Source organism: Pseudomonas sp. P9_31, assembly GCF_034008235.1.
Lineage (GTDB): Bacteria > Pseudomonadota > Gammaproteobacteria > Pseudomonadales > Pseudomonadaceae > Aquipseudomonas.
In genome coordinates, this window is sequence record NZ_CP125375.1 from 3,820,763 (window position 1) to 3,834,099 (window position 13,337).

At 56.2% G+C, this 13,337-nt stretch carries 13 protein-coding genes and 3 pseudogenes; 10 read left to right on the top strand and 6 right to left on the bottom strand.

Annotated features, from left to right (window positions below):
• Nucleotides 1-80 precede the first annotated feature (80 nt).
• From QMK51_RS16740 to QMK51_RS16770, 7 genes and pseudogenes are all read left to right on the top strand, one after another.
• Nucleotides 81-256 (top strand): annotated as a pseudogene (locus tag QMK51_RS16740) (AAA family ATPase); the annotation flags it as partial.
• 1,191 nt (nt 257-1,447) lie between these two features.
• Nucleotides 1,448-2,371 (top strand): hypothetical protein, encoded by a 924-nt coding sequence (locus QMK51_RS16745; protein WP_320390966.1) that lies wholly within the window; start codon nt 1,448-1,450, stop codon nt 2,369-2,371.
• A 49-nt stretch (nt 2,372-2,420) separates the two neighbouring features.
• A complete protein-coding gene (locus QMK51_RS16750) occupies nt 2,421-3,071 on the top strand; it encodes a LysE family translocator (protein WP_320390967.1) in 651 nt (216 codons plus the stop codon).
• 312 nt (nt 3,072-3,383) lie between these two features.
• Nucleotides 3,384-4,124: a Mut7-C ubiquitin/RNAse domain-containing protein gene (locus QMK51_RS16755; protein WP_258696259.1), complete on the top strand. Its 741-nt coding sequence runs from the start codon at nt 3,384-3,386 to the stop codon at nt 4,122-4,124.
• 345 nt (nt 4,125-4,469) lie between these two features.
• A complete protein-coding gene (gene sseB / locus QMK51_RS16760; RefSeq protein ID WP_320390968.1) occupies nt 4,470-5,270 on the top strand; it encodes an enhanced serine sensitivity protein SseB in 801 nt (266 codons plus the stop codon).
• Nucleotides 5,267-5,875 (top strand): hypothetical protein, encoded by a 609-nt coding sequence (locus tag QMK51_RS16765; protein WP_320390969.1) that lies wholly within the window; start codon nt 5,267-5,269, stop codon nt 5,873-5,875. The genes sseB and QMK51_RS16765 overlap by 4 nt, the downstream gene beginning before the upstream one ends.
• 59 nt (nt 5,876-5,934) lie before the next feature.
• Nucleotides 5,935-6,234 (top strand): hypothetical protein, encoded by a 300-nt coding sequence (locus QMK51_RS16770; RefSeq protein ID WP_320390970.1) that lies wholly within the window; start codon nt 5,935-5,937, stop codon nt 6,232-6,234.
• 128 nt (nt 6,235-6,362) lie between these two features.
• Here QMK51_RS16770 and QMK51_RS16775 read toward each other — a convergent pair whose 3' ends face one another.
• Nucleotides 6,363-7,616, bottom strand: a complete 1,254-nt coding sequence (locus QMK51_RS16775) for an arsenic transporter (RefSeq protein WP_320390971.1) — start codon at nt 7,614-7,616, stop codon at nt 6,363-6,365.
• Between the two features lie 40 nt (nt 7,617-7,656).
• Nucleotides 7,657-8,922, bottom strand: coding sequence for an MFS transporter (locus QMK51_RS16780; protein WP_320390972.1), 1,266 nt, complete (start codon nt 8,920-8,922; stop codon nt 7,657-7,659).
• A 381-nt stretch (nt 8,923-9,303) separates the two neighbouring features.
• On the opposite strand from QMK51_RS16780, the gene QMK51_RS16790 reads away from it, so the two are divergent.
• Together QMK51_RS16790 and QMK51_RS16795 are read left to right on the top strand one after the other, a co-directional pair.
• Nucleotides 9,304-9,792, top strand: a complete 489-nt coding sequence (locus tag QMK51_RS16790) for an ATP-binding protein (protein WP_320390973.1) — start codon at nt 9,304-9,306, stop codon at nt 9,790-9,792.
• Nucleotides 9,785-10,231: a MarR family winged helix-turn-helix transcriptional regulator gene (locus QMK51_RS16795; RefSeq protein ID WP_320390974.1), complete on the top strand. Its 447-nt coding sequence runs from the start codon at nt 9,785-9,787 to the stop codon at nt 10,229-10,231. Before QMK51_RS16790 ends, QMK51_RS16795 begins: the two co-directional genes overlap by 8 nt.
• A gap of 193 nt (nt 10,232-10,424) precedes the next feature.
• On the opposite strand, the pseudogene QMK51_RS16800 reads toward QMK51_RS16795, so the two are convergent.
• Together QMK51_RS16800 and QMK51_RS16805 are read right to left on the bottom strand one after the other, a co-directional pair.
• Nucleotides 10,425-10,630: pseudogene (locus QMK51_RS16800) on the bottom strand (hypothetical protein); the annotation flags it as partial.
• Between the two features lie 159 nt (nt 10,631-10,789).
• Nucleotides 10,790-11,200: a DUF3224 domain-containing protein gene (locus QMK51_RS16805; RefSeq protein WP_320390975.1), complete on the bottom strand. Its 411-nt coding sequence runs from the start codon at nt 11,198-11,200 to the stop codon at nt 10,790-10,792.
• Between the two features lie 178 nt (nt 11,201-11,378).
• Between QMK51_RS16805 and QMK51_RS16810 the strand changes: the two genes are divergently transcribed.
• On the top strand, nt 11,379-12,227 hold the full coding sequence (locus tag QMK51_RS16810; protein ID WP_320390976.1) for a helix-turn-helix domain-containing protein: 849 nt from the start codon (nt 11,379-11,381) through the stop codon (nt 12,225-12,227).
• A gap of 23 nt (nt 12,228-12,250) precedes the next feature.
• On the opposite strand, the pseudogene QMK51_RS16815 reads toward QMK51_RS16810, so the two are convergent.
• Together QMK51_RS16815 and QMK51_RS16820 are read right to left on the bottom strand one after the other, a co-directional pair.
• Nucleotides 12,251-12,382, bottom strand: a pseudogene (locus QMK51_RS16815) (IS5/IS1182 family transposase); the annotation flags it as partial.
• Nucleotides 12,383-12,447: 65 nt separating this feature from the next.
• Nucleotides 12,448-13,332, bottom strand: coding sequence for a LysR family transcriptional regulator (locus QMK51_RS16820; RefSeq protein ID WP_320390977.1), 885 nt, complete (start codon nt 13,330-13,332; stop codon nt 12,448-12,450).
• Nucleotides 13,333-13,337 lie beyond the last annotated feature (5 nt).

Here is a 13,337-nt window from a genome sequence, read left to right on the forward strand (position 1 = left end):
GTGCGGCGGTCGCCCATCAGCCTTTAACTGGACATCCAAAAGCTGCACAAACGCCGGCTTTTTTCGCGAAAGGAAGTCCCCTGCAACGGATTGTGATTCTGGGCAATGCCGGTAGCGGCAAATCTACCCTCGCCCGCGCCCTCGGCAAGCGCCTGAGCCTACCCGTGGTCATCTGGACACGCTGTTCTGGGAGCCTGGTTGGGTCGAGCCCGACGCTGAACAGTTCCGCGCTTTCGCCATCCCGGCAGTCGATCCGCGCGTTTAGCGTTAGCACATGCAAGTTTCAGATAGATCCCCGAACATGAAAAAACTAACCCGACTCCCGACTTTAGCCCTCAGTGCGCTCGTGTTCTGCGCGGGACAATGGGCCGTTTCACAGTGGTGGGAAAAGGCTCTGGCGAAGCCCGTCGGCGCCGCCAGGATCAGCCCCAACGGCTGCTACTGAGTTCAGGAGTTCAAACCTTTCCGGGTACTGCCCGACTTCCTTCACCCCCAGTCGCCCCCGGACGAGCCGGACCAGCTAGAGTGGTTTTTCAGCTGGGAACTTCCGGCCTTTTTTCGCTTATACGATAATCGCAACGGCCAGCTGATTGGCGAAAGCGCGATCTACGACCTGGTGAACTATGGGGGACCTCTGTCTTGGGGCTTCAGCAGCGTCCCCAGAGTTTCCGCCGGCATGATCGAGATTGGCCCCAACTTGCCTGACTGCATAGGTGATCAGCAGGGCTAGCGGGGTCAGGGTGAATTGCCTCCGCGTTTGTATAAACACATGAGAAATGTCTACTTCTGGCTGATAACTGCCGGTGTCGACCGCCAACTTTGGGTCGCGAGCCACCCTTACTGACAGGCAGCAATCGACCGACTCTGTTGAAAAAGTCAGTCCGCCCAAACTGCCTGATCATTGACTGGTGTAAACGCCTTTCTGCACGCTGCTACGTGAAATCCGAGTCCGGAAGCCTCTGCCCAAAGGTCTTTCTCCCCCTTTTTTGACGCTGAACCAGAAGCCTGATTTTGCGAGGATTGCTTTCACCGCAGGGTTGCTCACGCTTGCTTGATCTCGATGTCCAAAGCGGGTGGTGGGGGACCGTTGGGGCGGTGAACACTTATTTTAGCTAGTACGCAGATTGCGTTTGCGAGTCTCTGGTGAATCTTATATTCAGAAAATGTTTACAAAACGTTTTTAGCACATTAGGCTTTCCTTCAATGAGAAGAGGATCTTCTCATTGAAGGAGCTGTATCAGTGAAAGGAATGACATCTTATATGCTAATTGCCGCTATTCAGACACCCTAGAATTCGGGCAATAAAATCTCCTGCCTAATTTTTTATATCCCGCCCCCCACAATGGGCACTTTACAGTGCACGGCGCCTGGGGCATGGAAATTAGTCGGATTTAATAGCACACGAAAATGTCCTGCACCACATCAGCCAATAAAACATGGAGTTATAATGATCAACGAAAAGTTTCAAGTAACCGAAGATCAGGTGATGAAGTTTCGCAAGCAGGGTTTTCTTTTTCTCAAAGGTTTTTACAATAGAGATATAACCGGTTATTTGACATCAACCATTGGTGACCGTATCTCCACGCCTACTGACAAGTATCAGAGCGGCTTTAGCCGCTTGGCATTTGATATGTATGATGGCGATCCGATGATTGCCAGCGTTATTCAAGATGACCACTTCAAACATGTCATGAAAACGTTAACGGGTAAAACCATGTTTTTTGCCCAAGCTCTTTCCTTCGAGCTTGAAAAGATGAAAAACAAGGGCTTCCCCTGGCATATCGGTACGCAAAGTTTCGGCTATCACCAAGCGGAAGATTATGGCTGCACAATCTGGGCTCCTTTGGTCAAAATCGACCCCAAAGGGCAACGAGGCGGTATGGCGTATGTCCCAAAAGACGCCGTATCGGGTGCGTTCATGTATGAACACGTCGATCCTTCGATTTTCCAACTCCTATCGGAACGTATTGAGCGAGGCGAGGAGACCACCATCGATGAGTTCGTGCACCTTCGTGATGGTCCTTTGAATGACCCAGCGATTAAAAAGCTACTGGATCACTTTGCCGTCGAGGACGAATTCGAGGTGGGTGATGCGCTCATTTTCGACAAGAATGTCATTCACCGAAGCATCATGCTGGAGGAAGGCCCCGTAAGCTCGCGTGCAGCGTTTGTCATGCGCTTCTTCTGCGACACCAGTACCTATGACTATCGTCGCGCTCATGACCTTGAAATTCCCCGCGAACATTTCAAATACTCGGGGCCGACGCGCTTTCACTTAGAAGTCGCAAAGGAACATGGCGAACTTCTTGTTGACAGCCCGTTCTTTGAAGGTCAAGAGTACCGTTCGTTAAAAATCTCAAAAACAAGTTGAATAATCAGAAGGGCTTATGCCCTTCTTTTGTTTTGCGTGGAGATAAACAGTGGAAGAATATCTTTTTTACGTGACGATATCATGCTTGACGATCGCCAGCCCGGGGCCTGGGGTGTTACTGACATTAACAAACTCACTCACCTATGGACTGAAGAATGCTTTGCCTGGAATCCTTGGCGTGACCCTCGGCATGGGGGGGATCTCTATCATTGCGGCAAGCAGTGTGGGAGCGATTATTTCCAGCTCTGCCTGGATGATGAACGTCGTTAAACTAATGGGTGCGGCTTACCTCATTTACCTTGGATTAAAGCTCCTGCGATCCAAACCGAAATTTCAAAACAACCTCAATGAAATAACACACTCTGAATACACCCCCAGTGTGATAGCCAGATTCAGGCAGGGTTTTTTCATTTCGATGCTTAACCCCAAGCCAATCGTTTTCTTCATGGCTCTTTTTCCGCAATTCATAAAGGCAGATCAACCGTTCGTTCCTCAATTCACATTGTTGGCGTCCACGTTTTGCGCACTGGTGTTCTTGATTCACTTCACCTATGGCTATATCGCCACCTCAGCACGACAAAAAGTTTCTCTTGGCAGGGGCTTTTTGATCGTCAATAGAATTGGGGGTGTTGTGTTTATCTGCTTCTCGGCAGCCCTTATTTTCTCCATCAACTTTAGCTTAATGGTCGACAGCGTGTGAAATCCTCGGATTTTGTCTGCTCCGACATATAAACTTCTGATCTCATTTAGGTGACTTTTTTATCTCGCAACAGAGAGAAACGGATCAGAACAACACACGCTTTATATCACCTGGTTACGGCATTCACTGCGTACCAGGTTTTTCTATATTTCTCAGGCGGATAGGCACACCAAAAAAGCCGCCAAACGCCTATTACGGGATAGGTGCGCCTGCACGAAGCAGAAAACTCAAACTAACCCATTAACAGGAATCCACAGTCGAAAGCTGCCGCACTGGACTCGCTCATCCCGCAGCCCTGCCATACTGTTCAACATGACCCGTGCAACCTTCCGCTTCTACGAGGAGCTCAACGATTTCCTGCCGGCCGAACGGCGGCGGCAGTCCTTCACTTGCGAGTGCGCGCGAGGGGCGACGGTCAAGCACATGATCGAGGCGCTCGGGATACCGCACACCGAGGTCGAGCTGGTGCTGCTCAACGGCGAGTCGGTGGGTTTCGAGCGGGTGATCTTCGACGGTGACCGGCTGGCGGTGTATCCCAAGTTCGAAGCACTGGACATCAGCCCACTGCTCAAGGTTCGTGCGCAACCTTTACGGGTGCTACGCTTCGTCGCTGATGCGCACCTTGGCGGGCTGGCCAGCCTGCTGCGCATGAGCGGCTTCGACACCCTGTACGACAATGGCTTCGAGGATGCCGAGATCGCCGAGATCGCTGCGCAGCAAGGACGCATCGTGCTAACCCGCGACCGCGAACTGCTCAAGCGGCGAATCATCAGCCACGGCTGTTACGTGCACGCCCTGAAACCGTCGCTGCAGCTGCGCGAATTGTACGAGCGCCTCGACCTGGCGCGTAGCGCGCGCCCATTCAGCCTGTGCCTTCATTGCAACCTGCCGCTGCACGAGATCAGCCCGGAACTGGCCCGGCCGCAGGTACCGCCACGCGTTGGCGTCCTCTATTCACACTTCCTGCGCTGCGACGCCTGCCAACGGATTTACTGGGAGGGTTCGCACTGGCGCGGCATGTGTGCACTGCTGGCACCTCTACTGAACCGATAGCCGAGTGCATCGGGCGTTTTGCGCCTATCCACAGCCCAGTGGTAATGCCAAAAAGCACCAGGCTGATGACAAACACTCGCTTGCGCCCATACCGATCCGCCAGTGTGCCGGTGGTCATCAGTACCCGTGGTGCAGGCGATGGTGCAGATGCAGCCCTTCGAGGCGAACCGCATTGGGCTCTTCATCCACCACTGATATGGAGGAGCTCTCCTTGGAAAACCGTTCAGGGTGACTCTCCGTATGCTTCAGATTTATTAGCCTGCTGTTCTTCCTGTTTTCACAGTCGCGTGAAAAACTGCGCGCTCTTTGCCGCTCACTTTTTTGTCTGTTTTGATGGAACTGCCGATGGACATCATGGATACCAAGCAAGAAAACACCCTCGAAAAATCACTCAGGCTGGCGGCGGATGAACCGGCCCATCGACCTGACTTTTTCAAGACTCTGTTGAATTCCACTATCTACGTCCTTGGCACTGCCGGCACTGGCGAAGGTCAAGTCAACCTCGAGGCTGGTAGCAACATCAGCATCGCGCATTGGCAAAAGCCTGACGGCTCCGCTGTCATCCCGTTTTTTTCTTCGCTGCAAACACTACAAAGATCCATAGATAGCGAAGAGTCCTACGTAGAGATCCCGGCCAGATCGCTGTTTGAAATCACACTGGGCACCCCTCTTTTCCTCAATCCAAAGTCTCCTTACGGGAAAGAGTTTTTCCCGGAGGAAGTACGCCATCTGCTCTCCGACGAGATCGGCCAAAAGCCGGTGCAGCGCACGGTCGAAAAAGACACCAAAGTGCTGCTCGGACAGCCGTCGCAATATCCGTCGAAGATGGTCAACTCGCTCACACAATTACTCGCCAAACATCGCAACGTAAAGCGTGCGTTTCTGGCGTTGATGCATGACGCATCGTCTGATCAAAAGCCTCATCTGATCATTGGTATTGAAGCGGACGGAGATATTGAACTGGTCATGCGCGAAGCCGGTAACGTTGCCGGTGATACCGCTCCGGATGGCGAACCCGTTGACCTCTATCGCATTCACGAAGGGGAATCAGGCCTTAGCGATTACTTCCTCAAGCAAACCGCACCCTTCTATGAACGGAAGTCGGCTGGCTGGCTGCGTTCATTGTTTGGTTTTGGCAAAGCGTGACAGAGATCAACGCCGTGCTAACCGCCGAGCATGCCTGCGAAATCGTGCTTGGCCTGTTTGACGGCGTCATGAGAGATGGCAAACCTGAGCGTTTTGTCATTCAGTCATGTGAGCTTTCCGCCAACGGTGATTACTGGGTTATTCGCAGTGACAGTGAGGATTACGTCGTCCACGGCATGACGGAGTTCTGCTACGTCGGTGTTAACGCGCACTTGATCAACGTCATGACGGGCGAGCGTGAGACGGTCGTCAGTTGCATGAGTGTCGATGAGTATCTGCAAGACAAATACGATCTGGAGGCAGTGTCGGGCAACCAGTATGTACTGACCCCGGCAATTGACCGAGGCGACAAACCGGCGCTGGTCAATTTGCGTCGAAAACCGCATTGCACCTACCCGCAAACCCTTGCGTTGCTGACGGGCAAACAACGACTTTGGCTCACAGGTAAACGCAGGCTTCTTGAAGACACGCAGCGACTGCTTCTCGAACAAGGCATAACCACCCAAATCGAGTTAGTGCTTGATGCCTGCGAAGCAGTCGCCATCGGCGTCGAAACCTGGCACATCGAAGCGGTGTTGAGGGCTGTGCGCGAGAGGTTGTGCTGAGCCGACGCTAAGGTCATATAAAATGCCCTGCCCCACCATCAATAGATACGGCCGACGCCATGCCCCAGCCCACAAGTAACCTATTTGCTTATGTAAGGAAAATCAGCGATTTCCGGCCTGACGTTACCGCTATCGTGCTTTTCGGCCTAAAGGCCGAAGACGATGACCTGGTGTATCTGGAGATACGCTTTAAGGACTACGGAGAACTCCAAATTGAAGGCGACCACTTGATGCCTGGATTGGATGAGGCACTGGAAAGCGCCGAGTTCGAGTACGGTATTTTGCCAAATGATTGGCGAGTAATGAGCGAGGCGGAAATTCAGCGAATCCCATTCTTTGTCGGTGGAACATGCGTTTAGTGATTTGACCGCTTTAGGCAGCAAGCGGCCAAAAGCAATGGACGTTCCACTGACCAGGTTGAGGTAGTTAGGCTGGAGTCTTTCGTGAGAGCAGCAGACTATCGCGTCGTTACCGAAAAACACCAGCCTCATAGATGAAGCAACCACAGCGCCCCGATCAGGGCGGGAGGCATTACCAGCACCCCCAGGCGCAGGAAGTCCAAGGCACCGACGTGTTCGCCTTCACGGCGAATGGCAACCAACCAGAGCAAAGTGGCCAGGGAGCCGGTAATTGACAGGTTCGGCCCGAGGTCGACGCCAATCAGCAGCGCCGCAGTAGTTCGCGCTGGCAAATCGACAATATGACCAACGGAGCCGGCGATCAGGCCGGTCGGCAGATTGTTCATCAGGTTGCCGGCGATGGCAGCGACCATGCCGGCGCTCCAGCTCGCCTGGACCTCGGAGCTGCGCGCCAGCGCGGCCAAACCATGGGCCAGGTGGTCGATCACACCCGTCTGTGCCGCCGCTTCCACCAGCACGAACAGGCCCGCGACCAGCGGCAACACGCCCCATGCCACGCCTTTGAGCACCGGCATCGGGTTACGCCGCTGACGCAAATGGATCAGCCCGGCCGTGGCGATGCCGGCGCAGAAGGTGGGTAAGCCGAGCTGCCGGTCCAAGGCGGAGGTCGCCAGCAACAGCACGCCTGTCAGCACGATACCCAGCGCGCACAGGCGTGCACCGCTGGGCAGCGGTTGCACGTCGATGGCCGTCGCCAGGGGCTGGCGGATCTGCTTGCGCTGGGCCAGACGCAGCACCAGGTAGGTCAGGACAATGGCGGCCAGCGACGGCAAGGTGAATTGCCGCAGCCACTCCAGCAACGGCGGCATCTGGCTGCCGAACACCACCAGGTTGGCCGGGTTGGAGATGGGCAGCACAAAACTGGCGGCATTGGAGATGAAGGCGCAGATGAACAGATAAGGCAGCGGCTCGGCCTTGGCCGCCTTGCACGCGGCGTACACCGCTGGGGTCAGCACTACGGCCGTGGCATCGTTGGAGAGGAGCACCGTGACCAGTGTCCCCACCAGGAACACTAGGTCAAACAGGCGCTGGCCCGAGCCCCTGGCGTGCTGCACCGCGTACATGGCCAGCCAGTCGAACAGCCCTTCCTGGCGCGCCAGTTCGGCCAGCACCATCATGCCGATCAGAAACAGGTACACATCGCCACCCTCGGCGACGGCGGCGAGTGCAGTTTGCAGCGGCACCAGGCCAAACACGGTCAGCAGTACAGCGGCGCTGACCGCCCAGACATACTCCGGCACGCGCCAGGGGCGCAGGATTACCCCTCCGGTCGCAACGGCGGCCACGGTCCAGATGAGCGAGGATGGATCAAATACAGGCATGTAGTTTACTCAGGTGAATGCAAGACTCGGCGCGGCATGATCAGTTGACGGCCGTGGGGGTGATGGCGAGCTCCGAGGTGTCAATCTTGTCGCCCGAGCTATTACGGGTTTCCGGCATGGCCAGCCACAGCAGGAAGAAAGCCGCACCAGCAATCGCGGCCAGGGTCACGAACGCGGCATCGTAGCCCGCTGCCTGTACCACCAGCCCCGCTACGCCGGGGCTGAGGGCCGCGCCCAGGCCAAATACCGCAGACAGCGCGCCTAAGCTGACATTGAAGCGCCCAGTACCCTGCGTCAGGTCTTTGACTACTACGGGAAACAAGGCGCCGAAGATTCCGGCGCCAATACCGTCGAGCAACTGCACGGCCACCAGCCAGTACGGGTCGTCGGACACCACGTAAAGCAGGCCACGCAGCGGCAGGATCAGGAAACCGGCCAGCAGCAATGGCTTGCGCCCCCACAGGTCAGCCTTGACGCCGACCAGCAGGGCCATCGGTACCATCACTAACTGCGCGGCGACGATGCAGGCGGAGGTCAACGGCGTGGCCATCTGCAGATTGACCTGGGACAATTTCTGGCTAACCAGTGGCAGCATGGCCGCGTTCGCAAGATGGAACAGCGAGCAGCACACGGCGAACAGCAGAAGCAGCCGGTTGGCCAGCAACACCCTCACTCCGGACGGATGCGCATGGCCGCCCGCCGGGGTGGAGGCAAAACCGCGCGCGACCTCATGATCGATGGCCTTGGCCGAAACCAGGCTGACAGCGATCACGCTGCCCAGTGCCATCACCGCCATCAGGTAGAACACCACCACCGGGCCGAACAGATAGGCGAATCCGCCGGCCAGCAATGCGGCGCAGGCATTGCCTGCATGGTTGAAGGTTTCGTTGCGTCCGGTGCGGCGGGTGAAGGCTCGGGGGCCGGTGATGCCCAGCGAGATCGCGGCGATGGCCGGGGCGAACACGGAGCCGGCGATGGCACTGACGGTTTGCGTCAGCGCCACCAGACCGAACGAGGTCACCCACGGCAGCAGCAGGCAGCTACCGGTTACCAGCAGCGCGGCGACTACCACTACCGCCCGTTTCGCCGAAGTCCGGTCGATCAACGCACCGGCTGGGGTCTGCATGAGCAGCGCGGCGACTCCGGCCAGTGTCATCACTAGACCGATGCTCGCCGGCTCCCAGTTATGCACGGCCAGCAGATAGATCGCCAGATAAGGCCCCAGTCCATCGCGCACATCGGCGAGGAAGAAGTTAAGCCAGTCCAGGGACAATTCGTTGCTGCGCTCTCTACGGCGGGTATCCAATTACGCGGTCTCGATAGGCCTAACTGTCGCATCAGGGGCTGTTGACGGCTGACGAGCATACTTAACCGCCGGATCTGCGCGGGTCCACTGCCCTCGGTTTCCAGGCGCTCGACGAGCCCGAGCAAGAGTAGCAAGCTCTGCCGGACGATGCCTTCGGAACAGGTAGAGCGCGCCCCTAAAAGCAGCCTTTATGATCCTCGCTACACATTGCGCCGATCTCAAAGGTGCCAATCATCTGAGGTGTGGGGCAGCGTCTGGTCGAATCACTGTTCACTTACCACTTTGCAGGAAAGCAGTTTTTTCAAAACGTTCTGTGGATTGACAACGCCAGTCTGACGTCTAGATACTGTATAGGTAAATTACCTAGAAACAAGGTGACAGATGAGCACCGTACACATTATTTTCGGCCCTCTCGGGGCCGGTAAGTCGACACTAGCTCGGCAGATAACGGCCCAGCTAAACGCTGTCAGCTTCTCGATTGATGAATGGATGCAGCGTCTATACGGCCCAGATCTGCCTCAGCCCCTTAGCCTGGAATGGGTGCTTCCCCGTGTTAGACGTTGCGAGTCGCAAATATGGGAAACGTGCGTGCAGGTTCTAGCGTCGGGCAAGGACGTGGTGCTGGATCAAGGCTTTATGACGAAAGCAGACCGCACTCAAATCCGACTGCAGGCCCACAACGCGGGCTATGAGGTGCTTAGCCACTTCGTAAATGCCGATAAGTCGCTACGCCGTGAGCGCGTACTGCAACGAAACCTAGAAAAAGGTGCGACCTATTCGTTCGAAATAACGGCCCAAATGTTCGAGGCCATGGACGCACGCTTTGAACACCCATCCCCATCCGAACTGAAGGAGTGTTGCAATGTCTGACTACACACCGGGTGCGGAAGGCACTTCGCCCTCAACACTTGAACGCTATATCCGCATATCCCGGGCATACACTGCCGCCACTCGGCGTATCGACGCCAAACTCTCCGCCGTGCATGGGTTGAGCTTTAGCGACTTCATGATTCTGCATCATCTTAAGCAAGCCCACGGCGGCAGGCTTCGTCGTGCAGATTTGGCAGAGTGCATGGGCTTAACCGCGTCAGCCGTAACCAAGTCCCTCCTGCCCTTGGAAAAAATAGGTTGGGTATCTCGCCAAAGCGATCCCCGCGATGCGCGCGTTGGTTATGCATGCTTAACCCCCGTGGGCGCGCAGCTCGTTGACGACGCGCTACTGACTGCAGAGAGTTCGTGCCAGGAGGCCTACCAAGCCATCTTCGGCGAGATGACCGTCACCCTTGAGCCAACCGCCGCGAGTGAGTGATAGGTCGCTAAGACAAGTTACGCATATGCACTCGGGTAACCGAGAAGCATCCGACGGCATATAGGCGGTTTGAGCACCATTTTTCCCGCTTCAAGGTCCGCTTTTGGCCGATTCTGTTGAAAAAGTCGGATTTTCAGATCGCCTGAACTCAGGCACGACCACCACCGGAGAACCTACTCACCACATTGAGTGGTTCATCGTATGCAAGCTCTGGCTCGACGGAAGCCATTTGCAATTTTCCTTCGGGCGAGGTCTGCCAGCCATCGGTGAATCCGATACCCAATCTGCCTTTGCGCGAGTGAAGTTGCCAGCGTCGCGCCCAGTATCCAGAGTGGATTGTTCAGCAACGGTCATTTCTGCTTCACGGCGCCTTTGAGTCTCCTCTTCCAGCCCCTTCTGGGAAGGCCGGATCAGTTCGTGAGCCAGATAAAACGCCTCCAGCCGCGAGGGGCGACGATCAAAACAACATCACCAACTGCGGCTGCCGCGCGCTGTCCAAGTCCAAAGGATCCAGCACGGCAGCTGGTAACGTCAATACGGTGATGGCCGATATCAGGATTATGCGTTTGAGCTTCGCGTTGGCATGAGTTGATAGTTGAACAGATAGTAATGCTGCCCATCACGAACATCTATTTCCATCGTGCCGCTGAGTCCCTCCAACTCGCCAGTACCCGAGTCAGGTACGACCTGAATGATCAGTGTTCGCTGGCCTCTGTCCATAGTTCCAAAATGCATCAACACAAAGCTGCCTGGCCTTCCCGCCAGATTACCCTCAACCCGCTCCATCGCCACATAGCCGGCAGATCCCGGGATTGTCGAGAGGGAGGCAAGCATCTCTCCCAGACTATTGGCTTCCAAACCTCCCTGAAATGTTTTGTGTATGGCCTTTCTGCTCAGTTGAGCGGCCTCGGTACCGGGCGCAACAGAGTGGACGGGTAGTTGGACGTCGAATGTTCCCTTGGCTTGCATGCTGTCATCTCCATCAAAAATCCAGATAATGTCGTACGGTCTAAACCAGACGCAGTTGTTGTCGACGCCAATCCCTCGACTGTTTAGAGTCCGTCTATGCCGAGATCAGTGGCCTATTTGACCGGTCCACACAGTCGGACCTATCCCTGATTTGCATTGGAGCAGATGGCGACCGACGATGATTGGAAAAACACGACCAGGCTCTACTGTTATCCTGCAGCCCGCACGAGGCGTCCTTAATCAGCGATTGAAGGGCCCGCAGTTCACTCACATTCGCGAGGCGCCCTCAGTCCAGTTGGCGGCATGGGTAGAACATTATTGGCATGTCAGCTGGAATCTCAGTGATCAGCCTGTACAGCAACAGGAAACCCTGCCTCACCCCAATGTGCATCTCGTTGTGGAAAGGGGTCAGGTCCATGTGTGGGGCCCCCGTCGTTCCCGCTTCAGCAAGACGCTGTCTGGCAACAGCTGGGCGTTTGGAATCAAGTTTCGTCCCGCCGCATTCCAGCCATTTCTGGGCGGACCTGTCAGCCGGCTGGCCAACCGATCGATCCCGGCCTCTGAGGTTTTTGGGACGGTGGTCGACAGGTTGGCCAAGCACATCGAATGTCCGGGGATGGCGAACCTGTGCGAGCAATCAGAAGCGTTGCTGTGTCACTGCTTGCCGCAATCCGATGAGCGTGTACAACTGCTCAATGACCTCATCGCCCAAATCGCGTCAGACAACAGACTGACAACAGTCGCACAACTCAGTGAGTTGTCCAGTGTTAGTGAGCGGCAGTTACAACGCCTCTTTGCCCATTACGTTGGCGTAAGTCCGAAGTGGGTGATTGCCCGATACCGGTTACATGAAGCACTGGCCCTGCTGCAGAGCGGCGAAGCCAGGCCGGGGACGGATCTCGCGCTCGAGCTGGGTTATTTTGATCAGGCACACTTCATAAGGGACTTCACTCGGATGGTCGGTCTGGCACCCGCAAAATATGTCCAGACGCAAACGGCTCTGTTGCAGAACTCTGATGCGAGGTGAGTCTCCCCTTCCTCCAGGCGGACTTATCTCACTCGCACCGTCATCGGTACTCCAAGTGCAGTGATTCGATTCAGGATCACTGCCTGCACCTGCAACTCTGCAACCTGATGATCAAAGCCCCGTGCCATTACATCTTGTCCAAGGCGCCGACAGCATCAAGTCGTACCCATCCTCTGAATCAGTACTTCGCCAGTTCTGCGCCGAGTGCGACAAAATCCCCCTACCCCGCACTCAATTCCCACAACACATCCAGCACATGTTGCGTAGGCCGTTCGATGTCCCGACTACGGTGGGCAATACCCAGTTGCCGCCACAACAAGGGCTGCAATGGTCGCATGACGATCCTGGTATCGGGCAATGGCGTGGAGGCCTCATGCGGCAACAACGTCGCACCATAGCCAGCCGCCACGAGGCTTTTGATCGCATCGTTGTAGTTCAGTTGAATACGCGGCGCAGGCTGCCGTCCGCCGCTGGCGAACCACTCCGAAGTCAAGCGTGAAAGGCGAGTGGTGTTGTCATTCAGAATCAATGGCTGAGCGGACAGCCAGTCGGGGGTCACAACCTCCGGGGATTCCCAGCGAGCCGGCAAGAAGGCCATGACCGGGTCCCGTCGCCACGGCTCGATCCGCAAGCCCTTCACCGGAGGCTGCGGCAGCGCGACCAAACCGATCTCTAAAGAGCCCTCGGCAAGCTTCTTCAAAGTTTCCTGCGACGTGAGCACCGCGACCTGCACATCGATAGCGGGATGGCGCTGGCTCAACGTCTCCAAAGCTTGTGGCATCAACTGTGCGATGGCCCCTGTGGAGGCACCTAGCCGCACACGCCCGGCCAATCCCTGTACCTGACGTTCCACTTCCTCAAGCGCCTGCTCCGCATCCGCCAACAGCCGTCGCGCACGCTCCACCAGTGTGTTCCCGATCGCTGAAGGCTGAACGCGCCCACGCGTGCGCGACAACAGCTTGCCACCCACGCGCGACTCCAGGTCGGCGATATGCAAACTGACCGTGGGTGGCGCAAGGTGCAGCACACGGGCCGCCTCGGCAAACGAACCCAGATCGGCAATCGCCACCAACGTACGCAGACGGTCCAGGCTGATTTCGCGCATGAGTC